This is a genomic window from Streptomyces sp. NPDC051578 (genome assembly GCF_044454045.1).
GTDB lineage: Bacteria > Actinomycetota > Actinomycetes > Streptomycetales > Streptomycetaceae > Streptomyces.
On the sequence record NZ_JBITDH010000002.1, the window covers coordinates 138,687 to 165,564 of the forward strand.

Annotated in this window: 22 protein-coding genes; 14 read left to right on the forward strand and 8 right to left on the reverse strand. The window is 73.1% G+C overall.

The features are described from left to right. The first annotated feature begins 20 nt into the window (after positions 1-20). Both ACIA6C_RS11590 and ACIA6C_RS11595 read left to right on the forward strand, forming a co-directional pair. Positions 21-1,871: a glycoside hydrolase family 15 protein gene (locus tag ACIA6C_RS11590; protein WP_399274761.1), complete on the forward strand. Its 1,851-nt coding sequence runs from the start codon at positions 21-23 to the stop codon at positions 1,869-1,871. Then, positions 1,868-3,292 (forward strand): chloride channel protein, encoded by a 1,425-nt coding sequence (locus tag ACIA6C_RS11595; protein ID WP_399274763.1) that lies wholly within the window; start codon positions 1,868-1,870, stop codon positions 3,290-3,292. The genes ACIA6C_RS11590 and ACIA6C_RS11595 overlap by 4 nt, the downstream gene beginning before the upstream one ends. A 13-nt stretch (positions 3,293-3,305) precedes the next feature. Here the strand turns inward: ACIA6C_RS11595 and ACIA6C_RS11600 are convergent, their stop codons facing one another. Continuing rightward, entirely contained in the window at positions 3,306-3,683 is a 378-nt protein-coding gene (locus ACIA6C_RS11600; RefSeq protein WP_399274765.1) for a DUF4180 domain-containing protein, read from the reverse strand. After that, positions 3,676-4,164, reverse strand: a complete 489-nt coding sequence (locus ACIA6C_RS11605; protein ID WP_399274767.1) for a helix-turn-helix domain-containing protein — start codon at positions 4,162-4,164, stop codon at positions 3,676-3,678. The genes ACIA6C_RS11600 and ACIA6C_RS11605 overlap by 8 nt, the downstream gene beginning before the upstream one ends. Before the next feature lie 315 nt (positions 4,165-4,479). On the opposite strand from ACIA6C_RS11605, the gene ACIA6C_RS11610 reads away from it, so the two are divergent. After that, positions 4,480-6,546 carry a tetratricopeptide repeat protein gene (locus ACIA6C_RS11610; protein WP_399274769.1) on the forward strand — a complete coding sequence of 689 codons (2,067 nt, stop codon included), beginning with the start codon at positions 4,480-4,482 and terminating at the stop codon, positions 6,544-6,546. Beyond that, positions 6,543-8,144, forward strand: coding sequence for a phytoene desaturase family protein (locus ACIA6C_RS11615; RefSeq protein ID WP_399274771.1), 1,602 nt, complete (start codon positions 6,543-6,545; stop codon positions 8,142-8,144). The genes ACIA6C_RS11610 and ACIA6C_RS11615 overlap by 4 nt, the downstream gene beginning before the upstream one ends. A 4-nt stretch (positions 8,145-8,148) precedes the next feature. On the opposite strand, the gene ACIA6C_RS11620 is transcribed toward ACIA6C_RS11615, so the two are convergent. Both ACIA6C_RS11620 and ACIA6C_RS11625 read right to left on the reverse strand, forming a co-directional pair. Further along, a complete protein-coding gene (locus ACIA6C_RS11620; protein ID WP_399274773.1) occupies positions 8,149-8,601 on the reverse strand; it encodes a nitroreductase family deazaflavin-dependent oxidoreductase in 453 nt (150 codons plus the stop codon). 89 nt (positions 8,602-8,690) lie between these two features. Then, a complete protein-coding gene (locus ACIA6C_RS11625; RefSeq protein ID WP_399274775.1) occupies positions 8,691-10,598 on the reverse strand; it encodes a serine hydrolase in 1,908 nt (635 codons plus the stop codon). 145 nt (positions 10,599-10,743) lie between these two features. Here ACIA6C_RS11625 and ACIA6C_RS11630 point away from each other — a divergent pair, with 145 nt between their 5' ends. The 3 genes from ACIA6C_RS11630 to ACIA6C_RS11640 are packed head-to-tail and all read left to right on the forward strand — an operon-like array spanning position 10,744 to position 14,596. Beyond that, positions 10,744-11,865, forward strand: a complete 1,122-nt coding sequence (locus tag ACIA6C_RS11630) for a nitronate monooxygenase (RefSeq protein ID WP_399274777.1) — start codon at positions 10,744-10,746, stop codon at positions 11,863-11,865. A 5-nt stretch (positions 11,866-11,870) separates the two neighbouring features. After that, positions 11,871-13,418: an acyl-CoA synthetase gene (locus ACIA6C_RS11635; protein ID WP_366079748.1), complete on the forward strand. Its 1,548-nt coding sequence runs from the start codon at positions 11,871-11,873 to the stop codon at positions 13,416-13,418. Between the two features lie 35 nt (positions 13,419-13,453). Further along, positions 13,454-14,596 carry a calcium:proton antiporter gene (locus ACIA6C_RS11640; RefSeq protein WP_399274779.1) on the forward strand — a complete coding sequence of 381 codons (1,143 nt, stop codon included), beginning with the start codon at positions 13,454-13,456 and terminating at the stop codon, positions 14,594-14,596. An 89-nt stretch (positions 14,597-14,685) separates the two neighbouring features. Here ACIA6C_RS11640 and ACIA6C_RS11645 read toward each other — a convergent pair whose 3' ends face one another. The 3 genes from ACIA6C_RS11645 to paaK all read right to left on the reverse strand — a co-directional run bounded on the left by ACIA6C_RS11645 (position 14,686) and on the right by paaK (position 17,969). Next, the gene (locus tag ACIA6C_RS11645; RefSeq protein ID WP_399274781.1) at positions 14,686-15,549 is read right to left on the reverse strand and encodes an oxidoreductase; all 864 of its coding nucleotides are present in this window, start codon (positions 15,547-15,549) and stop codon (positions 14,686-14,688) included. A 67-nt stretch (positions 15,550-15,616) separates the two neighbouring features. Further along, entirely contained in the window at positions 15,617-16,471 is an 855-nt protein-coding gene (locus ACIA6C_RS11650; RefSeq protein ID WP_399274783.1) for a YhjD/YihY/BrkB family envelope integrity protein, read from the reverse strand. Positions 16,472-16,652: 181 nt separating this feature from the next. After that, positions 16,653-17,969 (reverse strand): phenylacetate--CoA ligase PaaK, encoded by a 1,317-nt coding sequence (gene paaK, locus ACIA6C_RS11655; RefSeq protein ID WP_399274785.1) that lies wholly within the window; start codon positions 17,967-17,969, stop codon positions 16,653-16,655. Positions 17,970-18,141: 172 nt separating this feature from the next. Between paaK and ACIA6C_RS11660 the strand changes: the two genes are divergently transcribed. After that, a complete protein-coding gene (locus ACIA6C_RS11660; protein ID WP_399274787.1) occupies positions 18,142-18,795 on the forward strand; it encodes a DUF2278 family protein in 654 nt (217 codons plus the stop codon). 18 nt (positions 18,796-18,813) lie between these two features. On the opposite strand, the gene ACIA6C_RS11665 is transcribed toward ACIA6C_RS11660, so the two are convergent. Continuing rightward, positions 18,814-20,493 (reverse strand): acyl-CoA synthetase, encoded by a 1,680-nt coding sequence (locus tag ACIA6C_RS11665; RefSeq protein WP_399274789.1) that lies wholly within the window; start codon positions 20,491-20,493, stop codon positions 18,814-18,816. A gap of 186 nt (positions 20,494-20,679) precedes the next feature. Between ACIA6C_RS11665 and ACIA6C_RS11670 the strand changes: the two genes are divergently transcribed. From ACIA6C_RS11670 to ACIA6C_RS11695, 6 genes are all read left to right on the forward strand, one after another. Continuing rightward, the gene (locus tag ACIA6C_RS11670) at positions 20,680-21,480 is read left to right on the forward strand and encodes a crotonase/enoyl-CoA hydratase family protein (RefSeq protein ID WP_366079754.1); all 801 of its coding nucleotides are present in this window, start codon (positions 20,680-20,682) and stop codon (positions 21,478-21,480) included. A 646-nt stretch (positions 21,481-22,126) separates the two neighbouring features. After that, positions 22,127-23,101: a Zn-ribbon domain-containing OB-fold protein gene (locus ACIA6C_RS11675; protein ID WP_399274791.1), complete on the forward strand. Its 975-nt coding sequence runs from the start codon at positions 22,127-22,129 to the stop codon at positions 23,099-23,101. After that, on the forward strand, positions 23,101-24,171 hold the full coding sequence (locus ACIA6C_RS11680; RefSeq protein ID WP_399274793.1) for a thiolase domain-containing protein: 1,071 nt from the start codon (positions 23,101-23,103) through the stop codon (positions 24,169-24,171). The genes ACIA6C_RS11675 and ACIA6C_RS11680 overlap by 1 nt, the downstream gene beginning before the upstream one ends. Further along, entirely contained in the window at positions 24,168-25,349 is a 1,182-nt protein-coding gene (locus ACIA6C_RS11685) for a thiolase domain-containing protein (protein WP_399274795.1), read from the forward strand. Before ACIA6C_RS11680 ends, ACIA6C_RS11685 begins: the two co-directional genes overlap by 4 nt. Positions 25,350-25,473: 124 nt before the next feature. Then, entirely contained in the window at positions 25,474-25,701 is a 228-nt protein-coding gene (locus tag ACIA6C_RS11690) for a DUF397 domain-containing protein (RefSeq protein WP_399276191.1), read from the forward strand. A gap of 356 nt (positions 25,702-26,057) precedes the next feature. Continuing rightward, on the forward strand, positions 26,058-26,876 hold the full coding sequence (locus tag ACIA6C_RS11695) for a maleylpyruvate isomerase family mycothiol-dependent enzyme (RefSeq protein WP_399274797.1): 819 nt from the start codon (positions 26,058-26,060) through the stop codon (positions 26,874-26,876). The last annotated feature ends 2 nt before the right edge of the window (positions 26,877-26,878 follow it).

Below are 26,878 nucleotides of genomic sequence, written 5' to 3' on the forward strand. Positions count from 1 at the left end.
CGATCCCGGGAGCCGGCCACATGACGCGCCCGTACCCGCCGATCGCCGAACACGGCCTGATCGGCGACCTGCAGACCTGTGCGCTCGTCTCCTCCGACGGAGTGCTCGACTGGTTCTGCTCCCCCCGCTTCGACTCTCCCAGCCTCTTCGCCGCGCTCCTCGACCACGAGCGCGGCGGCCACTTCGCCATCACCGCGCAGGCACCCTGCGCCGCCGGCCCGGAGACCGGGGCCGGCGTCGTCACCCGACAGCTCTACCTCGCCGACACCGCCATCCTGATCACCCGCTTCCTCACCCCCGCAGGAGTCGGTGAGGTGGTCGACTTCATGCCGGTCCGCGAGGAGCGGACCCCCACCGACCGGCACCAGGTGGTGCGCGTCATGCGCGTGGTACGCGGATCGATGCGTTTCGCCCTGGAGTGCCGACCGCGCTTCGACTACGGCCGTGCGCACCACGCCCTGGCCCTGGACGGGCGCGCCGCGCGCTTCGACGGGCCGGGCACCACCGCGCACCTGCAGGCCGTGGGCCCCGTACCCCTCGAAGCCGACGGGGGCGACGTACGCGCGACGGTGGCCCTCACCGCGGGCGGGCGCGCGGCCGTCGTGCTGACGGTGTGCGACACCGGCGGCGAGGTCCCGCCACCGCCGGACGCCGACGACATGGCCCGCGAGTTCACCGACCTGAACCGCTACTGGCACGGATGGACCGGGCGCTGCCGCTACCGCGGCCGCTGGCAGCAGATCGTCAACCGCTCCGCCATCACCCTCAAGCTGCTCACGTACGCGCCCACGGGCGCACCGGTCGCCGCCGCGACCATGGGCCTGCCCGAGCAGGAGGGAGGGGAACGCAACTGGGACTACCGCTACACCTGGGTCCGGGACGCCTCCCTCGCCGTGCGGGTCATGCGCGACCTCGGATTCACCGCCGAAGCGAACGCCTTCCGGGGCTGGCTCGCCCACCGGTTCCGGGGCGCAGGCACCCCGAACGGCGAGCCGCTACAGGTCATGTACCGCGTCGACGGCGACCCCGACCTGCCCGAGGAGGTACTCGGGCACCTGTCGGGGTGGCGGGGATCCGCTCCCGTCCGTGCCGGGAACGACGCGGCCGGCCAGCTGCAGCTCGACATCTACGGCGAGGCCGTCTACGCCCTCGCGCAGGCGGGACGGACCCCCGACGTGGTCGGCTACGACGACTGGCGGCGCTCCGCCGCCCTGCTGGACTGGCTCTGCGACCACTGGGACCGCCCCGACGACGGCATCTGGGAAACCAGGGGAGGCCGCAAGGACTTCACCTACAGCCGCCTCATGTGCTGGGTCGCCCTGGACCGCGGCATCCGTCAGGCCCTGGCCACGGGCCGCCCCGCGGACCTGGCGCGCTGGACCTCCGTCCGCGACCTGGTCATGGAGCAGATCATGACCCGCGGCTGGAGCCGGGAACGCAGGGCGTTCGTCCAGCAGTACGACAGCACCGTCCTGGACGCCTCGCTGCTGATGATGCCGCTGGTCGGCTTCGTACCGCCGAAGGACCCGCGCTGGCTGTCGACCCTGGACGCCATGGAGGGCGAACTCGTCTCCGACAGCCTCGTCTACCGCTATGACCCCATGGCCTCCCCGGACGGCCTCAGGGGCTCGGAGGGCACGTTCTCGTTCTGCTCCTTCCTCTACGTCCACGCCCTGGCCAGGGCCGGACGGGTCGAACAAGCCCGCTACGCCTTCGACAAGATGCTCACCTACGCCAACCACGTCGGTCTGTTCGCCGAGGAGATCGGGCCCACCGGTGAGCAACTGGGCAACTTCCCCCAGGCCTTCACCCACCTCGCGCTGGTCACCGCGGCCCTCGCGCTCGACGCCGAACTGGACGAGGAACAATGACGGAACCCACGGAACCCGGCCCGCGGCCGGACGCCGCCCCGGCGAAGGCCCCGCACCCGGACGCCCCCGCCGGCCGCTCGCAGCCGCGGGAGGCGGACCGCCTGCGGGCCATCCTCCGCTCTCCCGGCTACCTCAAGGCCCTCGCCTTCTCCGCCTTCGTCGGCATTCCGGTCTCCCTGGTCGCGTTCTGGTTCCTGGCAGGGCTGCACGCCCTGGAACACGCCGTGTGGGTCTCGCTCCCGCACACCATGGGCCGCGACGCGCCCCCGTGGTGGTGGCCCCTGCCGCTGCTCCTGATCGCCGGGGTCATCGTCGCACTCGTCGTCATCCACCTCCCCGGTGCGGGCGGGCACATCCCCGCAGCCGGGCTGTCCACCGGCGGCAGCACGCCCGCCGCGCTGCCGGGCGTACTGATCGCGGCGGCGGCGAGCCTGCCCCTCGGCGCGGTCCTGGGCCCCGAAGCACCCCTGATCGCCCTCGGCGGCGGCCTGGCCCTGCTCCTGCGCGACCTCACCCGGGCCCCGACGAGCCCGATGACCACCGCGCTGCTGGGTGCCGCCGGAGCGGGGGCCGCCATAGCGGCGATCTTCGGCAACCCGCTGGTGGCCGCGGTGCTGCTGATCGAGGTGGCGGGAGTGGGCGGGCCGGAGCTGTTCGCGGTCATGCTTCCCGCCCTGCTCTCCAGCGGCATCGGATCGCTGGTCTTCACCGGCTTCGGGCGGTGGACCGGACTGGGCACCGGCAAGCTCGGCCTCAAGGTGTCCGGTGCCGCCCCGAGGCTGGACACCGGGGACGTGCTCTGGGCGGTGGTCATCGCCGTCGGCTGCGCGTTCCTCATGCGGCCGGTCCTGTTCGTGGCGCGCCGGGTCGCGGTGTTCGTCTCGCGCAGCACCCTCCCGCGCACGGTCCTGTGCGCGCTCGGCGCCGCCGCCTGCACCGCCCTCTACGCCCTGATCACCGGCCGCTCCCCGGGGGAGGCCGCCCTGTCCGGTCAGGCCACGCTGGCGCAGTTGGCCGCCGACCCGCACGCCTGGGGGATCGGCGCGCTGATCGCCGTCCTGCTGTTCAAGGGAGCGGCGTACGCCCTGTGCCTGGGCTGCCTGCGCGGTGGCCCCATCTTCCCGGCCCTGTTCCTGGGAGCCGCGGCCGGAGTCCTCATGGCACCGCTGCCGGGCCTGGGCGTCGTACCGGCGATGGCGGCGGGCATGGCCGCCACCGCGGTCTCCGTCATGCGGCTGCCGGTGAGCAGCGTGGTGCTCGTGATCCTGCTGCTGGGCAGTTCCGCCATGATGCCGGTGGCGATCCTCGCGGCCGTCATCGCCTTCGTCATCACCGAGCTGATGCCCGAACTCCCTCCCCTGCCACCTCCCGCGCCCCGGCCCGAGGCGGCCGCCACGGCCGAAGCGGCCGGGACGCCTTGACCGCGGCCGGCGTTCACCCCGCCGGCTCGGGGGCGAGGCGCGCGGCCAGGGCGGCGAGGTCGGGGACGAACCAGACGTGGCGGCCACGGTTCGCCTCGCGCACCATGTCCCGCAGGGCGGTGCCGGAGCGCAGGTGAGGGGAGAGGTCGCCCACGACCACCAGCCGCAGGCGGTAGTCGACGAACTTCTGCATGACGGCTCCGGCCAGACCGGTCCTCAGGTCGAAGAAGCCGTCGTCGAAGCGGACCGTCGGGACGGCCACCATGTCAGCGCCCTGGAAGGCGACGCCGATCAGATGGTCCAGGGCGTCCTGCACGGTGGCGATCCGCGCCCCCTCGGCGTCGCAGACGAGGACGGGCACGCCGTGCTGACGCACCACCACGTCAGCCACGGTCCACCTCCTGCGCGGAGTCGTCCGACAGGATGCCGTTGCCGGGGCCGAGTACGCCATTGAGCAGGAGCAGCAGGTCGGCGCTGGCGGCGGCGTTGCCGAGGATCACGATCTTCATGCGGGCCCGTGCCCTGTCGTAGACGGTCTGGATGCGCAGGGGTTCGGGGGTGTCGCGGGCGAACTGGCCCCCGGCCGTGACGAGGGTGCTCAGCCGGCTCGCCGCGTCGGGGCCGATCGCGTCGATCTGGACGATGCTCGACACCTCCACGTGCCCGCGCGGGGGCGCGGCCTCCGGGAGCGCCGCGGCGGCCGGGCCACCCGTCAGCGCCTCGAAGTCCTCCCGGGCGATCCGGTACTGCTTGCCGATGCGCACCGCCTTGAGGCGCCCCTCGCGCACGTACGCCCGGACGGTCCGCACGTGCAGCCCCAGGCGCTGTGCCACCTCACCGACCGAGTACATCTCTCGTTCAGGACTCTCCATGCCCACGGACACTACCGTAAACATCCCTTGACTGGGATCTATAGGGAAGGATGGGGAGTGGTACGCAAGGTAGGCGGAACGGCTCACCCGCGAACGATCCGCCCGTCCCCACCCGCCTCCCACGGCCCACCCGGCGCCCACGGCCCACCATCCCCCCCAGGTCCGCGCCTGAGGCCGCCGTCAGGTCACATCTTGAAAGCGATGCGTCGCACGGGCCCCGGGAGTCGCCCCTCGGCGTACACACTGCGTACATCAGCGGCCATACTGGACCGTCCGGGGAGGGCGTGGCACGACACACGGGGGCGGCTTCAAGACATGGCGGAGTCCAGACTGATCCAGGGCCGGTACCGGTCGCTCGATCTGATCGGGCGCGGCGGCATGGGCGAGGTATGGCGGGCCCGGGACGAATCGCTCGGCCGCCAGGTCGCGGTGAAGTGCCTCAAGCCCCTCGGACCCGAGCAGGACACCCACTTCACCCAGGTACTGCGCGAACGCTTCCGCCGCGAGGCGCGCGTGGCCGCCTCGCTCCAGCACCGCGGCGTCACCGTGGTCCACGACTTCGGCGACGACAGCGCGGCCGGCGGCCCCCTCTACCTCGTCATGGAGCTCCTCGACGGCCGCAACCTCAGCCAGCTCCTCGCCGACAACGAGTCGCGCCCGCTGCCCGTGGACGTCGTCGTCGACATCGCCGAGCAGATGGCCGCGGCGCTCGGCTACACCCACGACCAGGGCGTCGTCCACCGCGACCTCAAGCCCGCCAACATCATGCGGCTCACCGACGGCACCGTGAAGATCTGTGACTTCGGCATCGCCCGCCTCGCCCACGACATCGGCTTCACCGCCAAACTCACCGGCGGCGGCATGGCCATGGGCACCCCGCACTACATGTCGCCCGAGCAGATCGCGGGCGGCGAGGTCGACCACCGCAGCGACCTCTACTCCCTCGGCTGCGTCCTCTACGAGATCGCCACCGGCGCCCCGCCCTTCGACCTCGGCGACTCCTGGTCGGTCCTGGTCGGCCACCGCGACACCGCGCCCGTGCCCCCCCGCGAGCACCGGCCCGAGCTGCCCGAGTACTTCGACCGGTTGGTCCTCGAACTGCTCGCCAAGCAGCCCGAGGACCGCCCCGGCGACGCCCGCCACCTGCACCGCAGGCTCGTCGAGTACCGGCTCGGCCCGGGCGGACTGCCCGGAGCGCAGCCCCCGCTGCCTGACTGGGCCCGGGGGATGACCGCCGGGCGCAAGGCCGGGACCGACGCCCGCCCCGCCAGCGGGGAATGGGCCGTGCTCACCGGCTCCTGGACCACCGCCCGGCCCGGCGTGACCCGGCCCATCGAACGGCCCGACGCCGCCGCCGACCCCCGGCTCACCCTCGCCGTCGGGCTGCCCCGCGCCGCGGCCCCCGGCGGCGATCAGGAGCACCCCGAGGCGCTCGCCGCCGCCCACGCCCGCGCCCACGCCCTCAGCCGCGCCGGCCGGCCCGAGCAGGCGCGCGCCGTGTACGCGGCCGTGGCCCAGGGGAGGGCCAGGGTGCTGGGACCCGACCACGGCGACACCCTCGCGGCCCGTCAGGAGGAGGCGTACGAACTGGGCCGTCTCGGACGCCACCGCGAGGCCTGCGAGATCTACGGATCGGTGCTCGCCGCCCGGACCCGCACCGTGGGCCCGCGCCACCCCGACACCCTGCTCTGCCGCCACAACCTCGCCTGCGCGCTCGGCGCCCTCGGCCGGTACGAGGACGCCCACCGCACCGCCGCCGCGGTGGCGGCGGACCGCGCGGCCGTGCTCGGCGCCGAACACCCCGACACGCTGCTGACCCGGTACGAGGTCGCGTACGCGCTCGGCCGCCTCGGCCGCTGGGACGAGGCGCTGGCCGGCTTCCGGCAGGTCGCCGCCGTCCGCGAACGGATCCTGGGCCGCGACCACCCCGACGCCCTCGCCGCCCGCTACGAGACCGGGATCGCGCTGGGCCGCACCGGGCGCGCCGCCGAGGCCCTCGACCTGTTCCGCGCCCTGGTGCGCGACCGCACCCGCGCGTACGGCGCCGCCCACCCCGAGACCCTGCGCGCCCGGCACGTCCTCGGTGTGAACCTGGGCCGGCTGGACCGCTGGGAGGAGGCGGTGGCCGAGGCCGGCCAGGTCGCGCGGGCGCGGGCCGAGGCGCTGGGCGCGGAGCACCCGGACACGCTGGTCAGCCGCCGCGAACTCGCCGTCGGACTCGGCCGGCTGGGCCGCTGGCACGAGGCGCTGCCCGTGTACCGGGAACTGTCCGGCATCCGTGAACGGTCGCTCGGCGAAGGTCACCCCGACACGGTGCTGGCCCACGCCGACGAGGCCTACTGTCTGGAGCGGCTCGGCCAGGTGTGCTACCAAGAGCCATGACGACGACCTCGGAGCCCTTCCGGCAGGCGGCCTACGACGTGGTGATCGTGGGCGGCGGCCACAACGGCCTGGTGGCCGCCGCGTACCTGGCCCGCGCGGGCAGGTCCGTACTGGTCCTCGAACGACTCGGGCACACCGGTGGCGCCGCGGTCTCCACCCGCCCCTTCGCCGGCGTGGACGCCAGGCTCTCCCGCTACTCCTACCTCGTCTCCCTCCTCCCCGCGAAGATCGTGCGCGATCTGGGCCTGGACTTCGCGGTGCGCGGGCGCACGGTCTCCTCGTACACCCCCTACGAGCGCGGCGGCCGCGCCGGCGGACTCCTCGTCGGCGGCTCCGAGGCCCGCACGCGAGAGTCCTTCGCGCGGCTGACCGGCTCCGACCGCGAGTACGAGAGCTGGCGCGCCTTCTACGCGATGACGGGCCGGCTCGCCCGGAAGGTGTTCCCGACCCTCACCGAGCCGCTGCCCACCCGCGCGGAGCTACGGGCCCGCATCGACGACGAGGCCGCCTGGCGGATGCTGTTCGAGGAACCGCTGGGCCGGGCCGTGGAGCACCACTTCGCCGACGACCTCGTGCGCGGCGTGGTGCTGACGGACGGCCTGATCGGCACCTTCGCCGACGCCCACGACGTCTCCCTCGCCCAGAACCGCTGCTTCCTCTACCACGTCATCGGCGGTGGCACGGGCGACTGGAACGTCCCCGTCGGCGGTATGGGCGCGCTCACCGACGCCCTCGCACGGGCGGCGCGGGCGGCGGGGGCCGAGATCCTCACCGGCCACGAGGCGCTGCGGATCGACGCCGACGGGACGGCGACGCCGGCCGAGGTGACGTTCCGGACGGCGACTGGGGAAGGCGCGGTCGCGGGCCGCACGGTGCTGGTGAACGCCTCGCCGCAGGCCCTCGCGGAACTGCTCGGCGAGACCCCGGCCGCCCCGGCGGAGGGCGCCCAGCTCAAGGTCAACATGCTGCTGCGGCGGCTGCCCAGGCTGAGGGACTCTTCGGTGGACCCGCGCGAGGCGTTCGGCGGCACCTTCCACATCGCCGAGGGGTACGAGCAGCTCGCGCGGGCCCACGCGGAGGCCGCGAGGGGCGAACTGCCCTCCGTCCCTCCCTCCGAGATCTACTGCCACTCGCTGACGGACTCCTCGATCCTCGGGCCCGAACTCGTCGCGCGCGGCTACCAGACCCTGACCCTGTTCGGCCTGCACACCCCGGCCCGGCTGTTCGAGAAGGGACACGGCGGCAACACGGTCGCGCGCGAGGTGCTGCTGGCCGGCACGCTGGCCCAGCTCGACGCGCACCTGGCCGAGCCGCTCACCGAATGCCTCGCGCTCGACGCGGACGGCCGGCCCTGCATCGAGGCCAAGACCCCGCTCGACCTGGACCGCGAACTGCGCCTGCCCGGAGGGCACATCTTCCACCGCGACCTGTCGTGGCCCTACGGGCAGGAGGGCGCGGGCGGCGCGGCCGGCGCGGGCCGTTGGGGCGTGGAGACGGCCTACCCGAACGTGCTGCTGTGCGGGGCGGGCGCGGTGCGCGGCGGCGGTGTCAGCGGGGTCCCCGGCCACAACGCCGCCATGGCGGTCCTGGGCCGCTGAGCCGTTACGCGACCTGCCGCGCGGGCTCGATGACCACGATCGGGATCTCGCGGTCCGTCTTGGTCTGGTACTCGTCGTACGCGGGCCAGTGCCCCACCATCACGGGCCAGTACGCGGCGCGCTCCTCGGAGGTCGCGGTGCGCGCGGTGCCCTGGATGACCTTCGGGCCGACCTGGACGCGGACCTCGGGGTGGACGCTGAGGTTCTTGTACCAGAGCGGGTCCTCGGGGTGGCCGCCCTTGGACGCCACGACGAGGTACCGGCCGTCGGCCTCCCCGTAGATCAGCGGCGTGCGCACGGGTTTGCCGGAGATCCGGCCGAGGGTGGTGAGGAGCAGGGTCTGGGTCCCGTTCCAGAACTGGCCCTCGGCCCCGTTCGAGCCCACGTACAGCTTGACGTGGTCCAGCGTCCAGCCGGGCTTGGGGTCGATCGGGTCGTCCCAGTCGATGTCGGTCATGTTCCTACCTGCCTTCGTGTTGAACGGTCAACGCACTTCGGCATCGAGTCGCAACGCGGCGGGGGACGCGTTCATTCCGCACCGGCGCGTCAGTCGGCCGAACGGGTCCATCCCGCGGCTTCCAGGCGGTCCGCGTCGGCCGGACGGTCCTCGGCGAAGAGCAGGCGGCCCGGCTCGGCGACGCGGATCACGTCGACGTACACGCCGCGCCCCACGTAGCGGCCGGTGGCGCTGTGGCGGAAGCGCAGACGGACCTCCCGGCCCGCCCAGGGGGCGAGGGGGGCTTCGAGGCGGTGCCAGATGCGGCCCGACCAGCCGTCGGCACGGCCCTCGGGCCACGCCTCGGGCGAGCCGCCGGTGGAACGCACGGTGGTGAAGGGCAGGGGGTCCCAGGTCTGCCCGTCGGCACAGGCCTCCAGGTGGAAGGCCCCTTCGCCCGGAACGGTGTCCCACCACAGGGCGCAGCGCAGCCGGGCGGCCGCGGTGGCGGGGGAGAGCGCGGGGAGGGTGAGCGTGCCCGAGCCGCCCGGGGTGATGCCGGAGAACCAGGCGGGACCGCCGTGCCCGGTGCGGACGGGGACGGCGCGCGCGAAGCGGTTGCCCGTGGCGACCCGCGGCGCGCTGCCGGCCCGCCAGGTACGCACGGGGTGCACGGAGTTGCCGAGCAGGATCAGGAAGGAGTCGGTGGAGGGGTCCAGGACCAGGGAGGTGCCGGTGAAGCCGGTGTGGCCCGCGGAGTGCGGGGTGGCCATGGCGCCCATGTACCAGTGCTGGTAGAGCTCGAAGCCCAGGCCGTGGTCGTCGCCGGGGAAGGCGGTGTTGAAGTCCGTGAAGAGCAGCTCGACGGAGGCGGGACGCAGGATGCGCTTGCCGGCGTAGACCCCGCCGTCGAGCAGGGCCCGGGCGAGGACGGCCAGGTCCCAGGCGGTGCCGAAGACGCCCGCGTGGCCGGCGACCCCGCCGAGGGCGTACGCGTTCTCGTCGTGGACCTCGCCCCACACCAGGCCGCGGTCCAGGCCGGACCAGGGGGGACGCTGCACCTCGGTGGCGGCGGTGCCGCGGCGCCAGGAGAGCGGGGGGCGGTAACGGGTGCGGTGCATCCCGAGCGGAGTGGTGATCTCCTCGCTGAGCAGGGTGTCCAGCGTGCGGCCGGTGATCCGTTCCAGGAGCAGCTGGAGCGTGATGAGGTTCAGGTCGGAGTACCGGTACACCGTCCCCGGGGTGTCCTGCGGTCGCACCGACCACAGCAGTCTCATCTGCCCCTCGCGGGTGGACTCCCGGTAGAAGGGCGCCCACGAGCGCATCCCGGAGGTGTGGGTGAGCAGCTGACGGACCGTGATCAGCTCCTTGCCGCCCCCGGTGAACTCCGGCAGGTACCGCTCCACCGGAGCCTCCAGCTCCAGTCGTCCCCGCTCCATCTGCTGCACGGCCAGCAGCGAGGTGAACAGCTTCGTGAGCGAGGCCAGGTCGAAGACGGTGTCCTGCGCCATCGCGATCCGTTCGGCCGCGGGGAACTCCCGGACCCGGTCGGTGCGTCCGTCGTAGTCCGCGTACCGGACCGCGTAGCCCATGGCCCGGTGCAGCGCGACGGTGCGGCCGCGGCCGGCGAGGACGACGGCCCCGGCGTAGTACGGATGTTCGGGGGAGGGGCCGAGGAAGCGCCGGGCCTCGTCCGCCACCCCTTCGAGGTGCTTCTCCAGCAGCCCGGCCTGGCGTGCGGAGCCGTAGCGCAGTCTCAGGCCCTGGAGGGCGCGCCGTTCGGCCGGGTTCCCGCGGGCGCCGGCGGACCCGGGCAGGGCCGCCTGGAGGACCAGCACCCCGCCGAGCGCGAGCAGCCGCGCCCCGAGCCGCCTGCGGCTGACACTCCGGGCACCATCCACCCCGCCCGTCCCGGCCGTCGCCCCACCGGCTCCCGCCGCCCCACCGGCTCCCGCCGCCCCACCGGCTCCCGCCGGGCCGGGCCGCGCCCCGCCGGCCGCCCCCGTGAACTCGTCCATCACCGGTCCTCCTGTCCGCCGTCGCGCCTCTCGCAGTATCTGCCCGCACGGCGCGCGCCTCCCGCACCGACCGGTCCGCAAACAATCTGACGCTGCATCAGGAAACCTCTTCCCTCGGCCGTCGCGCTGCGGCATCCTCACGCCCATGGAGACGGAGCTGAGCAAGAAACTGGGAGTCGAACACGCCATCTTCGGCTTCACGCCCTTCCCGGCGGTCGCCGCTGCCATCACCCGCGCGGGCGGATTCGGCGTACTCGGCGCCGTCCGCTACACCGCCCCCGACGACCTCAAACGCGACCTCGACTGGCTGGAGGCGCACACCGACGGCAAGCCGTACGGCCTCGACGTCGTCATGCCCGCCAAGAAGGCCGTCGACGGCATCGGCGAAGCCGACATCGAGGCGATGATCCCCGCCGGGCACCGCGCCTTCGTCCGCGACACCCTCGCCAAGCACCACGTGCCCGAGCTCGCGGAGGGCGAGGTCTCCGGCTGGCGGATCACCGGCTGGATGGAGCAGGTCGCGCGCAACCAGCTCGACGTCGCCTTCGACTACCCCATCAAACTCCTGGCCAACGCGCTCGGTTCCCCTCCCGCCGACGTCATCCGCCGCGCCCACGACCACGGCGTCCTCGTCGCCGCCCTCGCGGGCAGCGCCAAACACGCCCGCCGCCACGCCGAAGCCGGCATCGACGTCGTCGTCGCCCAGGGCTACGAGGCCGGCGGGCACACCGGTGACATCGCCACGATGGTGCTGGTCCCCGAGATCGCCGAAGCCGTCGCCCCGCTCCCCGTCCTCGCCGCGGGCGGCATCGGCAGCGGCGAGCAGATCGCCGCGGGCCTCGCCCTCGGCGCCCAGGGCGTCTGGCTCGGCTCCCTCTGGCTCACCACCACCGAAGCCGACCTGCACTCCCGCGCGCTCACCGCCAAGCTCCTCGCCGCCGGTTCCGGCGACACCGTCCGCTCCCGCGCCCTCACCGGCAAGCCCGCCCGCCAGCTGCGCACCGAGTGGACCGACGCGTGGGACGACCCGGACGGCCCCGGCGCGCTGCCGATGCCGCTCCAGGGCCTGCTCGTCGCCGAGGCCGTGTCACGGATCCAGAAGTACGAGGTCCAGCCGCTGCTCGGCACCCCCGTCGGCCAGATCGTCGGCCGGATGAACAGCGAACGCAGCGTCCGGGCCGTCTTCGACGAGCTGACCAGCGGCTTCGAGAAGGCCATCGACCGAATCAACCGCATAGCCGGCCGCCGGACCTCCCGAGAGGCGTGAGCAGCATGACCGACACCAACGGCTTCTGGGCCCAGGCGGCCGCCGAGCCCGACCGCACCGTAGTGACCGCCCCCGACGGCGAACAGTGGAGCGCGGGCCGGCTGCACGCCGACGTCAACCGGCTCGTCCACGGGCTGCGCGCCGCCGGGATGCGCACGGGCGACTCCTTCGCCGTCGTACTGCCCAACGGCGTCGAGTTCCTGACCGCCTACCTCGCCGCCTCCCAGGCCGGCTTCTACCTCGTCCCGGTCAACCACCACCTCGTCGGTCCCGAGATCGCCTGGATCGTCGCCGACAGCGGCGCCAAGGTGCTCATCACCCACGAGCGCTTCGCCCGGGCCGCCACGGCGGCGGCCGACGAAGCCGCCCTGCCCGCGAGCCACCGCTACGCCGTCGGAGCGGTGGCCGGTTTCCGCCCCTACGAGGACCTCCTCGCGCCGCACCCCGCCACGCCACCCGCCGATCGCACCCTCGGCTGGGTCATGAACTACACCTCCGGCACCACCGGCCGGCCGCGCGGGATCCGCCGCCCGCTGCCCGGGAAGCTCCCCGAGGAGACGTACCTCGGCGGATTCCTCGGCATCTTCGGGATCCGGCCCTACGACGGCAACGTCCACCTCGTCTGCTCGCCGCTCTACCACACCGCCGTCCTGCAGTTCGCGGGCGCCGCGCTGCACATCGGCCACCCGTTGGTCCTCATGGACAAGTGGGCCCCGGAAGAGATGCTGCGCCTGATCGACCAGTACGCCTGCACCCACACCCACATGGTGCCGACGCAGTTCCACCGCCTCCTCGCCCTCCCGCAGGAGACGAAGGACGCCTACGACGTCAGCTCCATGCGGCACGCCATCCACGGCGCCGCGCCCTGCCCCGACCACGTCAAGCGGGCGATGATCGACTGGTGGGGCGGCTGCGTGGAGGAGTACTACGCCGCCAGCGAGGGCGGGGGCGCCTTCGCCACTGCCGAGGACTGGCTGAAGAAGCCGGGAACCGTCGGCAAGGCCTGGCCGATCAGTGAACTCGCCATCTTCGACGACGACGGCAACCGGCTGCCTCCGGGCGAACTCGGCACCGTCTACATCAAGATGAACACCGGTGGTTTCAGCTACCACAAGGACGAGGGCAAGACCCGCAAGAACCGCATCGGCGACTTCTTCACCGTCGGCGACCTCGGGCTGATGGACGAGGAGGGTTACCTCTTCCTCCGCGACCGCAAGATCGACATGATCATCTCCGGCGGGGTCAACATCTACCCGGCGGAGATCGAATCAGCGCTCCTCACCCACCCGGCGGTCGCGGACGCCGCCGCCTTCGGCATCCCGCACGACGACTGGGGCGAGGAGGTCAAGGCCGTCATCGAGCCCGCCGAGGGCTTCGAGGCGGGTGACGCGCTGGCCGCCGAGATCCTGCACCACTGCGAACGGCAGCTGGCCGCCTACAAGCGCCCCAAGTCGGTCGACTTCATCGAGACGATGCCCCGCGACCCCAACGGCAAGCTGTACAAGCGACGGCTGCGGGACCCCTACTGGGAAGGGCGCGAGCGCGCCATGTGACGCACCCGGGGGACGGTTCTGGCAAGTTGGCCGATATGAGTACGGCTACGCACAGAACGCCCCTGACCGACTGGACCGTCGTGGTCCCCGTGGTGGCCCTCGCCGCGCTCCTCCTGAGCTGGGGCCGCGACCTGCCCGGCTTCGCGGTCGCGCTGGTCTCCCTCTGCCTGGCGGGCGCGGTGCTGGCGGCCGTCCACCACGCGGAGGTGGTGGCCCACCGGGTCGGCGAACCCTTCGGCTCCCTCGTCCTCGCCGTCGCCGTCACCATCATCGAGGTGGCCCTGATCGTCACCCTGATGGCCGGCGGCGGCGACAAGACCGCCTCGCTGGCCCGGGACACCGTCTTCGCCGCCGTCATGATCACCTGCAACGGCATCGTGGGTGTGTCACTGCTGGTGGGAGCCCTGCGCAACCGGGTCGCCGTCTTCCATGCGGAGGGGTCGGGTGCGGCGCTCGCCACCGTCGCGACCCTCGCCGTACTCAGCCTGGTCCTGCCGACCTTCACCACCACCAAGCCCGGCCCCGAGTTCTCCAGTGCCCAGCTGACCTTCGCCGCCTGCGCCTCCCTGGCGCTCTACGGGCTGTTCATCGCCGTCCAGACGGTCCGTCACCGGGACTACTTCCTGCCCGTGGCCACGCAGCGGGGCGCGTCGGGGAAGGGGTCCGGGGAGGGGGCGGCGGGGGACGCCCCGGCGGAGGAGGACCACGCCGTGCCACCGAGCTTCCGCGCCGCCCTGACCAGCCTCGGCCTGCTGCTGATCGCGCTCGTCGCGGTGGTCGGCAACGCCAAGGCCGTCTCGCCGACCATCGAGAAGGGCGTCGCCGACGCCGGACTGCCGCACGCCGTCGTCGGTGTGATCATCGCCCTGCTGGTACTGGCCCCCGAGACCCTGGCCGCCGTCCGCGCCGCCCGCCGGGACCGGGTGCAGACCAGCCTGAACCTGGCCTACGGATCGGCCATCGCCAGCATCGGCCTGACCATCCCGTCCATCGCGCTGGCCACGATCTGGCTCTCGGGGCCGCTGCTACTGGGTCTCGGCCCGGTGCACATGGTGCTGTTGGCGCTGACGGTGGTGGTCAGCGCCCTGACGATCGTGCCGGGGCGGGCCACGCTGCTCCAGGGCGGCGTGCACATCGTGCTGCTGGCCGCGTACCTGTTCCTCGCCGTGAGCCCGTGAGCCGCTGAGTCCTCGGACTTGCAGGCGCGGGCGTCCGCCCCGGGCCGCAGTCACCGGCCCGGGGCGTACGTCTTCTCGTGCGCCGGGGGTCAGGCCTCGAAGTCCGTGCCGCGGCTGACGGACTCCCAGGCGTCGGCTTCGGCGCGGACGGCGTCCGCGTGGGCCCGGATGAACTCGACGGCGTCCGTGCCGAGCACGAGCCGCAGCGGGGTCTGCGGGGCGTCCAGGGCGGCGAGGATGGCGGCGACCGCCTTGACGGGGTCCCCGGGCTGGTGGCCGTCGCTCGCCGGGAGCCCGACCCGCACGGGGCCGACGATCTCCTCGTAGGCGGGCAGCGGGGTCGTGGACCGCAGCGCACCGCCGCCCGCGAAGCTCGTACGGAACGAGCCGGGTTCCACGATCAGCACCTTGATCCCGAAGGGGGCCACCTCGGCGGCGAGCGCCTCGGTCAGACCCTCCAGGGCGAACTTCGTCGCGCAGTAGGCACCGACGCCGGGGAAGGCCAGCCGTCCGCCCATGCTGCTCATCTGCACGATGGCTCCGGACTTGCGTGAGCGCATGTGGGGGAGCGCGGCGCGAAGGAGCGCCGCCGGGCCGAAGAAGTGCAGGTCCATCAGCTCGCGCAGTTCCCTGTCGCTCGCCTCCTCCACGGCGCCGACGAGGCCCCGCCCGGCGTTGTTGACCAGGACGTCGATGCGGCCGAAGCGGTCCACGACCCCGCCGACGGCCTCCTCGGCGCGGGCCGTTTCCGTCACGTCCAGGGCCAGGGGAACGAGCCGGCCGGGGTGCTCGGCGGCCAGGGCGTCGAGGGTGCCGGTGCGGCGGGCCGCCGCCACGACGGTGTCGCCGGCGGCCAGCGCGGCCTCGGCCAGGATCAGGCCGAACCCGGAGGACGCCCCGGTGATCAGCCAGACGCGTCCCTCGGGTGCGTCCGTCGGAAACTGCGTGGTCATCAATCCCCCTGCGAGTGACTGGTGTTACTGGATCGCCCTGATCCTCGCACCGGCGGGGCCCGCGGCGTCAGTCGGTTCTCGGACCATGCGAATCCGGTCCCTCACCGGTGAGGGCGCCGGTTCTGTGCAGTCGGCGCAGGGTGAGCCGTTCGTGGGCCAGGCGGCCGACGAGGGAGCCGCCGTAGACGACGAAGCCGACGCCCACCAGCCAGGACTGGACCACGAGGAGGGTGCCGAACGGCCCGTACGTGACGGCGCTGGAGGCGATCAGGGGGGAGAACACCAGCTGGGAGAAGACGCGCAGGCCGAGGAGGCCGATGCTGGTGGCGACCGCGCCCGGGAGCAGGGCGCGCCAGCGGACCCGGCCGCCCAGCAGGAGGTGCTGGGAGGTCCAGAAGAAGAGGACCGTGCCGATGAGGTCGCTCACGGTGCCGAGGGCGATGCCGACCGCGCTCTTCGAGGGGGCGGGGATCTCGACGAGGAGGGCGAGGTAGCAGACGAGCAGGGCGAGCCAGACGACGTGGCGCCACATGGTGTGCCAGCGGGCGGTCGGGAGGTCCCAGACCTTCTCATAGCCGGTCTGCACGGCCGATCCGAACGTCAGGCCGAATACGGCGAGTGCGGCGAGACCGAAGGCGGTGGTCCGCTCCAGCGCCAGGTCGGCGGCGCTGAACAGCATCTCGACCCGGGCCCGCGAGGATTCCGTCACCCCGAGGGCCTGCCCGAGCCAGCGGCCGAAGCCGGAGCCGGAGCCCGGTGCCGCGGCCGCGACGACCACGAGCAGTGGCACCAGGGTCAAGAACCCCAGGGCCGCGAAGCCCATCGCCCGGTGCATCAGCTCCATCTGCCGTCCTCGGCTCCAGGCCAGCCCGATGAGGGAGGCCCGGAGCCGGTCGTGCGGCGGACGGGGCTTCGAGGTCACACCCTTCACCTACCCGGCCGCACCCCGATTGCCTCGGAGGCACCGGTGAAAACGGTCCGAAGGGGTGGTTTTCCCGCGTCCGCGCGGCTGACCGGTGCTCCTGGCCGCGTAGGTGTCCGGCCCATGTGCCGCAGTCGCCACCGGGTGCGGCATCCGGTGCGGCCCGCCCCGCCGCCGGCGGTCAGGGCCGTATCGGCGGCTCCTGGCGCAGGTCCCGGATCCGTTTGATCTTGCCGACCGACCGCTCCAGCGTCTCCGGATCGACCACTTCGACCCCGACGGACACCCCGACCCCCTCCTTCACGGCTCTGACCACCGCCGCGGCCGCCGCTTCCCGCTGGGCCGCATCGGCCTCGCGCCGGGCCTCGACCCGGACGGTCAGCGCGTCCAGCCTGCCCTCCCGGGTCAGCCGGAGCTGGAAGTGCGGGGCCAGGGCCGGGATGCGCAGCAGGATCTCCTCGATCTGCGTGGGGTAGAGGTTCACCCCGCGCAGGATGATCATGTCGTCGCTGCGGCCCGTGATCTTCCCCATCCGGCGGAAGGCGGGCCGGGCGGTCCCCGGCAGCAGTCGCGTCAGGTCCCGGGTCCGGTACCGGATGACGGGCATGGCCTCCTTCGTGAGCGAGGTGAACACCAGCTCCCCCGGCTCACCGTCCGGCAGTACCGCCCCGGTGATCGGGTCGACCACCTCGGGATAGAAATGGTCCTCCCAGATGTGGAGCCCGTCCTTCGTCGAGGCGAATTCCTGCGCCACCCCGGGGCCCATCACCTCCGACAGGCCGTAGATGTCCACGGCGTCGATGCCGAGCCGGTCCTCGATCTCCCGGCGCATCTCCTCCGTCCACGGCTCCGCGCCGAATATCCCCGTCCGGAGCGAGGTCGACCGGGGATCGATCCCCTGGCGCTCCATCTCGTCCAGCAACGTCAGCATGTAGGAGGGGGTCACCATGATGACCTCCGGCCGGAAGTCCTGAATGAGGCGGACCTGGCGGTCCGTCATGCCCCCGGAAGCGGGCACGACCGTACAGCCGAGCCGTTCGGCGCCGTAGTGCGCGCCGAGGCCGCCGGTGAACAGGCCGTACCCGTAGGCGATGTGCACGACCTGCCCCGGCCGGCCGCCCGCGGCCCGGATGGAGCGGGCCACGACATCGGCCCAGGTGGACAGGTCGCCCTCGGTGTACCCCACCACCGTCGGGCGGCCGGTCGTTCCGCTGGAGGCGTGGATGCGGCGCACCTGCGTGCGGGGCACGGCGAACATCCCGAAGGGGTACTGGTCGCGCAGGTCGGCCTTGGTGGTGAAGGGAAAGAGGGACAGGTCGGCGAGGGAGCGGCAGTCGTCGGGGTGCACGCCGGCCTTGTCGAAGGCCTGCCGGTAGAAGGGCACCCGCTCGTAGACGTGGTGCAAGGTGGCCCGCAACCGGCTCAGCTGGAGGGCCGCGAGCTCGTCACCGCTCAGCAGCTCGCCCTGGTCCCGCTCCTCGCCTGCGTAGTCCGACATGTCCTCACCCCATCGTGAACGAACCGACCGATCATTCGGTAGCCTGCCGGACGCCGACGGCTAAAGCAATGACTCGAACGAGTGATCGGTGCTCTCGCCGCTCGGCGCGACGGGGGAAGACCGGCCCGCGCCCTCGGTCGCCGCCCGGGCCCGGCGGTGGTTCACTGGCCGCATGCCGCTGGCCGACTACGGGGTGCTGTGCGGAACACTGCACCGCCACTTCCGCGACGAACCCGATACACAGGGGCGCTGGTTCCACGTCAACCTGGAGGTCGACGCGCCCGACGGCCGCTACCGCTGCGCCGTCGACGTCGACGTCGACAGCAAGCACTCCGCCATCGGCGTGCAGTGGAAGGTCCTCACCCTGTTCTCCTCGGTGCTCGAACCGGCCTCCGCGCTCGCCCCGGGCTACCACGACCTCGCCCGCACCTCGGGCTCGGGCGCCGTCGACTTCCAGCGCCACCCCGCGCTCGCCGACCGGTCCGGCCGCGCGCCCGCCTGGCTGCGCGCGCTCCTCGGCCGGCTCGGCGCCCCGCACCCCTGGGTCTCGGGCTCCTGCCTCGAAGCGTCCCGGGCGCTGGAGCCCCTCCTCGTGCCCGGCCGGCCCGTCATGGTCTTCGGGGAGCCCTTCGGCCACGGCGGTCCCGGCATGCACAACATCCACCAGAACCAGGGCGACCCGTACGGCAGTCAGTGGTGGCCGGACGACGGGACCTGGCAGGACGGCGCGACGATGACCCGAAGGGAAGACGGCCGCTACGACGTCTTCCTGTCGAAGTTCTCCACGCAGGCCGACAAGACCGGTCCCGACGGCCACCCCCTGTGACCCGCGCCGCCTCCGGCGTCAGCGGGCGGCGTCAGTCTCGGCGTCCGGTTCGCCGCCCGCTCCGGTGTGCGCCTCGGCGTCCGCCTCGGTGGCCACCGCCTTCGCCCAGCGGTAGTCCGCCTTGCCGCTCGGGGAGCGCTGGACAGCGGGCGTGACGACGAGCTGCCGCGGGATCTTGTACCCCGCCAGCCTGGTACGGCAATGGGCCTGGATCTCCTCCAGCGTCGGCGCGGCCGCCCCGGCGCGCACCTGGACCACCGCCGCCACGTGGCTGCCCCACGTCGGGTCCGGCACCCCCGCGACCAGGGCGTCGTAGACGTCCGGGTGCGACTTCAACGCCTGCTCCACCTCCTCCGGGTAGACCTTCTCGCCCCCCGTGTTGATGCACTGCGAGCCGCGCCCCAGCACGGTGACGATCCCGCTCTCGTCCACCGTCGCCATGTCGCCGAGCAGCACCCACCGCTCCTCGCCCTTGCGGAAGAAGGTCTCGGCCGTCTTCACGGGGTCGTTGTAGTAGCCGAGCGGTACGTGCCCGCGCTGCGCCAGCCGCCCGGGCCGGCCCACCGGCACCGGCTCGTGGGTCACCGGATCCACCACCTGCGTACGGTCGTTGACCTCCAGCCGGAACCCCTTCTCGGGGCCGGAGTCGTTCGCCGCCCGGCCGTTCGAACCGGACTCCGAGGAACCGAAGTTGTTCAGCAGCACCACGTGCGGCACCAGCCGCTGGAACTCGGCCCGGACCGAATCCGACATGATCGCACCGGACGAGGAGACGCTGAACAGAGAGGACAGGTCGGTCCCCTTGAGCGGGCCGTTCAACGCGTCGATCAGCGGCCTCAGCATCGCGTCGCCCACCAGGGACACGCTGGAGACCTTCTCCTTCTCGATCGTGCGCAGCACTTCCTCGGGCGCGTACTTGCGGTGGATGACCACCCGCTGGCCGTAGTTGAAGGCGATGAACGACGTCAGGGTCGACGTGCCGTGCATCAGCGGCGGCGCGGGGAAGAACGTGAGGCCGGCGCCGCGCGCCGCGACCCGCTCGGCCAGTTCCTCCGGCCGCTTCACCGGTTCGCCCGACGGCTCGCCGCCGAACAGGCCCGCGAAGAACAGGTCTTCGGCCCGCCACATGACGCCCTTGGGCATCCCGGTGGTGCCGCCGGTGTAGATGATGAACAGGTCGTCGGGGGAGCGGGGCGCGAAGCCGCGCTCCGGGGAGCCGGCCGCCTCCGCGTCCGCGTACGCCACGGGCGCGGTCGCGGGCTCCGGTGCGCCCTCGGGCGCCTCGCCGACCCGGATCAGGTGCCGGAGTCCTGCGGTCTGCGGGAGCGCCGCGGCCACCCGCCCGGCGAACTCGCCCTCGAAGACGAGGGCGGCGAGGTCGGCATCGTTGTAGAGGTAGACCAGCTCCTCTTCTACGTAGCGGTAGTTGACGTTCACCGGCACCAGGCGCGCCTTGAGGCAGGCCAGGACGGTCTGGAGGTACTCGACCCCGTTGTAGAGGTGCAGCCCGAGGTGTTCGCCGGGCGTCAGGCCGCTGTCGAGGAGGTGGTGCGCGAGACGGTTCGCCGCCGCGTCCAGTTCCGCGTACGTCAGGCGGCGCTCGGCGCCGGTTCCGGGGTGGTCCACGTAGACGAGGGCTTCCCGGTCGGGGACGACGTCGACGACCGACTCGAACAGGTCGGCAAGGTTGTACTCCACCGTTCCTCCTGACCCGAAAGTGTCCATGGCTGACCCCATGGCTGGGCCGGCTCGGCGGTCATTAGAGCGCCGGGACGGTCAAGTGGGAAGGCGCGCAACAAGAAAACTGACTGTGTGTCAGAAAACTATTGAACTGCATCCTCCCCTCCTGCAACCTGTTCTAGGTCTTCAGACGGGAGGACGGCAATGGGTGGGACGGAACACCTGACCGTGGAACGCCACGGCGCCACGCTGGTGCTCACCATGAACAGGCCGGAGGCGAAGAACGCGCTCTCGCTGCCGCTGCTGGTCGGGCTGTACGACGGCTGGCTGGAAGCCGACGCCGACGACGCCGTCCGCTCGGTGGTCCTCACCGGTGCGGGCGGGGACTTCTGCGCGGGCATGGACCTCAAGGCGCTGGCCGGGCGGGGGATGGCGGGCGACCAGTACCGGGGCAGGCTCGAAGCCGACCCCGACCTGCACTGGAAGGCGATGCTCCGCCACCACCGGCCGCGCAAACCGGTGATCGCGGCGGTGGAGGGCTACTGCGTGGCCGGCGGCACCGAGATCCTCCAGGGGACCGACATCAGGATCGCGGGGGAAGGGGCCACGTTCGGGCTGTTCGAGGTCAAGCGGGGTCTGTTCCCGATCGGCGGCTCGACGGTGCGGCTGCCGCGGCAGATCCCGCGCACGCACGCGCTGGAGATGCTGCTGACCGGCCGGCCGTACTCGGCGGCGGAGGCGGCGCGGATCGGTCTGATCGGGCGGGTGGTGCCGGACGGCACCGCGCTGGAGCGGGCCCTGGAGACCGCCGAACGGATCAACGAGTGCGGGCCGCTGGCGGTGGAGGCGGTGAAGGCCTCGGTGTACGAGACGGCGGAGATGACGGAGACGGAGGGGCTGGCCGCCGAACTGACCCGGGGCTGGCCGATCTTCGCCACGGCGGACGCGAAGGAGGGCGCCCGTGCGTTCGCGGAAAAACGCCCGCCGCGGTACCACCGCGCGTAGCCCGCACCACCCGGCGCCCCCGGGCGGCCCGGTGCCCGTCGCCGGTCCCCCGGGTTGCCGGTGTCCCGGTTGCGGCCCGGCATTTCGTGGCCGCACGGCCGGGTGGGCCGGTGGCAGGAGGACCGCGCCGGGCCGGCTCCCCGGCCGCCCCGCCCGGGCCAGTACTCCAGGACCCGAGGGCCTGGCGGTCAGGGTGCGCCGGTGGCCCGAGGGCGATCCGGCCAGGTCCCCGGCCGCCCGCCGGGGCCGATACCCCAGGACCCCGACGCGCAGATCGATCCGCCACCCGCAGTCATGCCGGACCGAAGTGGGCCGAGCGGCCCAGCCGACCGGCCGGAGCGCCGGAACGAGGCCGACGGCCAGGCCGATCGACCTGCTTGACCCACCAGACCCAGCCGTCCCGGGCGACCGACCCACTGGCCCGACCGGCCCGCACGGCCGGGCGACCCCACCTCCCCGGCTGACCCGACCCGCTTACCGGCTGACCCGACCGGACCGACCGACCGACCGACCGACCGTCCCGTCCGGGACCTGGGCCCGGCCCACCCGGGCGACCCGGCCGACCCGGCTCGGCCGTGCAGGCCTCAGGGCCCGGCCGGGGCCCGGACGGGTGTTACTCCTCGTGCCTTCAGATAGGAGCCCGCACATGACCGCAGCCGCAGAAGCCGCCGCGTCGCCGCCCGGGGTGTTGCGTGCGCCCCTGGTGGTCGAGTTCCCGTTCACGCGGTCCCTCGGGCCCGTGCAGAGCGCCTTCCTCACCGGCCTGCGCGAGCGCGTCGTACTCGGCGTACGGACCACCGCCGGCCAGGTGATGGTCCCGCCCGTCGAGTACGACCCCGTCACCGCCGAGGAGATCCGCGAACTCGTCCAGGTCGCCACCACCGGCACCGTCACCACCTGGGCCTGGAACGACCACCCGCGCCCGAACCAGCCCCTCGACCGCCCCTTCGCCTGGGCCCTCGTCAGACTCGACGGCGCCGACACCGCCCTCCTGCACGCCCTCGACGCCCCCGGCCCCGACGCCGTCCGCACCGGCATGCGCGTCCGCGTCCGCTGGGCCGCCGAACGCACCGGAGCCATCACCGACATCGCCTGCTTCGAGCCCCACGAAGGCCCCGCGGACCCTCAAGCCGGCTCCCACGACGCGACGTTCGCGGACCCCGTCACCGGGATCGTCGCCGAGGCCCGGCTCGACTACACCTACAGCCCCGGCCGTGCCCAGACCGCGTACATCAACGCCCTCTCCGAGCGGCGGACCGTCGGCGAGCGCTGCCCCTCCTGCCACAAGGTGTACGTACCGCCGCGCGGCGCCTGCCCCACCTGCGGCGTCGCGACCACCGACCGGGTCGAGGTCGGCCCGGCCGGCACCGTCACCACGTACTGCGTCGTCAACATCAAGGCCCGCAACCTCGACATCGAAGTCCCCTACGTCTACGCCCACATCGCCCTCGACGGCGCCGGCCTCGCCCTCCACGGCCGGATCGGCGGCATCCCCTACGACCAGGTCCGCATGGGACTGCGCGTCGAACCGGTGTGGACCGAAGGCGGCCGGTACCCCGACCACTACCGCCCCACCGGCGAACCGGACGCGGACTACGACGCGTACAAGGAGCTCATCTGATGGCCACGACCCACAGGTACGGCCGCGAGGTCGCGGTCGTCGCCTTCGCGCAGAGCAACCACCGGCGCCGCACCGACGAACTCAGCGAAGTCGAGATGGTCATGCCGGTCCTCCATCAGGTGCTGGCCCGGACCGGACTCAAGACCGGCGAGATCGGCTTCACCTGCTCCGGCTCCAGCGACTACCTGGCGGGCAGGGCCTTCTCCTTCACCATGACCCTCGACGGAGTCGGCGCCTGGCCGCCCATCTCCGAGTCCCACGTCGAGATGGACGGCGCCTGGGCCCTCTACGAGGCCTGGGTCAAGATCCAGACCGGAGAGGCCGACACCGCGCTCGTCTACGCGTACGGGAAGTCCTCGCCGGGACCGGTGCGCGACGTCCTCACTCGCCAGCTCGACCCCTACTACCTCGCTCCCCTCTGGCCCGACTCCGTCGCCCTGGCCGCCCTCCAGGCCCAGGCACTGATCGACGCGGGCGAGACCGACGAGCCGGCCCTCGCCGCCATCGGTGCCCGCAGCCGGGCCAGTGCAGGGGCCGGCAACCCGCACGCCCAGCTCACCGGCGCCGTCCCGCAAGGCGACTACCAGGTCCGGCCGCTGCGCACCGGGGATTGCCCGCCCATCGGCGACGGTGCCGCCGCCGTCATCCTGGCGGCGGGCGACACCGCCCGCCGGTTGTGCGAGCGGCCCGCCTGGATCACCGGCATCGACCACCGGATCGAGGCGCACGCCCTGGGACTGCGCGACCTCACCGACTCGCCCTCGACCCGCACCGCCGCCGAACACGCGGGGCTCTTCGAAGCGCCCGTGGACACGGCGGAACTGCACGCCCCCTTCTCCTCCCAGGAGGTCGTGCTCCGCAAGGCACTCGGGCTCGACGACGCGGTGGCCGTCAACCCGTCCGGCGGGGCCCTCGCCGCCAACCCGATCATGGCCGCCGGCCTGATCCGCATCGGCGAGGCCGCCGCCCGCATCCACCGCGGCGCGTCCCACCGGGCCGTCGCGCACGCCACCTCCGGCCCCTGCCTCCAGCAGAACCTGGTCGCCGTCCTGGAAGGGGACCGAGCATGAGCAAGGCCGCGACATCGAAGGAGAGCGTGGCCGTCGTCGGCATCGGCCAGACCAAGCACGTCGCCGCCCGGCACGACGTCTCCATCGCCGGACTGGTCCGCGAGGCCGCGGTGCGCGCCCTCGCCGACGCCGAACTGACCTGGGCGGACATCGACGCCGTCGTCATCGGGAAGGCCCCCGACTTCTTCGAGGGGGTGATGATGCCGGAGCTGTACCTGGCGGACGCGCTCGGCGCGGTCGGCAAGCCGATGCTCCGCGTCCACACGGCCGGCTCCGTCGGCGGGTCCACCGCGCTCGTCGCCGCCAACCTGGTGGCGGCCCGCGTGCACCGCACCGTCTTGACCCTCGCCTTCGAGAAGCAGTCCGAATCGAACGCCATGTGGGGCCTCTCGCTGCCGGTGCCCTTCCAGCAGCCCCTGCTGGCGGGAGCGGGCGGGTTCTTCGCGCCGCACGTCCGCGCGTACATGCGCCGCACCGGCGCACCCGACACGGTGGGTTCACTCGTCGCGTACAAGGACCGGCGCAACGCGCTGAAGAACCCCTACGCGCACCTGCACGAGCGCGACATCACCCTGGAGAAGGTCCAGGCCTCGCCGATGCTGTGGGACCCGATCCGGTACTCGGAAACCTGCCCCTCCTCCGACGGGGCCTGTGCGATGGTGCTCACCGACCGGGCGGGCGCGGCCCGTTCGCCCCGGCGCCCGGCCTGGGTGCACGGCGGGGCGATGCGCAGCGAGCCGACCCTCTTCGCCGGCAAGGACTTCGTGTCCCCGCAGGCGGGCAAGGACTGCGCGGCCGACGTCTACCGGCAGGCGGGGATCACGGACCCGCGCCGGGAGATCGACGCGGTGGAGATCTACGTACCGTTCTCCTGGTACGAGCCGATGTGGCTGGAGAACCTGGGCTTCGCCGAGGAGGGCGAGGGCTGGAAACTCACCGAGGCCGGGGTCACCGAACTCGACGGCGACCTGCCCGTCAACCCGTCGGGCGGTGTCCTGTCCACCAACCCGATCGGCGCGTCCGGCATGATCCGCTTCGCCGAGGCGGCGCTCCAAGTGCGCGGTCAGGCGGGCGAACACCAGATCGCGGGCGCCCGCCGGGCCCTCGGCCACGCGTACGGTGGCGGGGCCCAGTTCTTCGCGATGTGGCTGGTGGGGGCCGAACCTCCCACCTCCTGAGCGCCGGCCGGGCGGGCGGGACCGGTCACGGCCGGGACACCGGGGGGCCTGTGCGGCACCCGCCCGCGTGGTTAATCTGGCCCTCGGACGACGTACCGGGAGGAGCACGCACGTGGCCGAGAGCATGACTTCGCAGGCCCCCGCCGGCTGGGGCAAGCCGGACCTGGATCTCAGCGGGGCGCACTGGCGGTCGAGCAGCCGGGGAGCGGGGGACGTCCAGATCGCCTTCGTGGAAGGGTTCATCGCGATGCGCAACAGCGAGCGACCCGACAGCCCCTCGCTGATCTTCGCCCCCGACGAGTGGCGCAAGTTCGTCCTGGACGCCCGCGGCGGGGAGTTCGACCTGACCTGACGCCGCGAGGCCGCTGGGGCGCCGGGGCGCCGGGCGTGAGGCTGCCGCCCGATGCCCCGGCGCGGGCGAATCCGTCCCGTCGCCACAGGGGCCGTGACGGCAGGCCGCCGAACGGGCGATGCCGCGCGACCGGACCGGCGCGCCGCGCGCCCGGCGAGGTCCGTCCGAGGGCCGCCGTCCACCCGAGTGGACCAGCGCGCCGCCCGGCGCACGGTCCGCCCCTCGGACCCGTACCGCGTCAGCCCCGGCGCCGAGTTCGCCGTCGCACCCTCCCCGGCCGCGCACCGGCGCGCCGGAGACGTTCGCCCGCAGCAAAGGACGTAGGAACCCGCCGGTGAGCCGGGCACAGTGGCCGCATGGACGAGATCACGCGGCTCAACCTGTTCCACGCGCAGGCACGGGCGTTCGAAAAGGCCGTCCGCCGGGCGGTCGGCCCCAGTGGCCGGCCGCCCCTGGTGCCGTCCTGCCCCGGCTGGTCGGTGTCCGACCTCGTGGGGCACCTGGGCGGCGTACACCGCTACCTCGCCCACATCCTGCGCCGGCGGCTTACCGAGGCCCCCGACCCCTCGGACCTCTCCCTCTACGGGCTCCCCTCCGACCCGGCGGACCTGGCCGCGTGGCCGAGGCCGGACCGGACCCCCACGCTCGACCCGGTACCCGGATCGCTGATCGACTGGTTCGCCGAGGGGGCCGCGACGCTGGCGGAACTGCTGCGTACGCTCGGGCCCGACGTCCCGGTATGGACCTGGTCGTCCGAACGGACCAGCGGCTTTTGGCTGCGGATGCAGCTGATCGAGCTCACCCTGCACCGCTGGGACGCGGAGGCCGTGACGGGCACACCGGACCCGGTCGACGCCCGGGTCGCGGCCGACGCCGTGCCCCACACCTTCGAGGTGATGGCTCCGGCCCGGCGCCTGTGGAAGCCCGCACCGCCGGGTGCGGGGGAGCGGTACCGGTTCCTGCGGACCGACGCCGCCGGATCCTGGACGGTCACCTTCGCCGGGGACCAGGTGCTTTCGGAGCCCGGTGCCACCGGCCCGGTGGACGTCGAAGCCGCCGGGACGGCCTCGGAGCTGATGCTGTTCCTCTGGCAGCGGCTCCCCGCCTCAGCGCTGACGGTCACCGGTGACCCCGGCCGCCTCGACCGCTACTTCGAGCTGGTCCCGCCCGTGTAGGA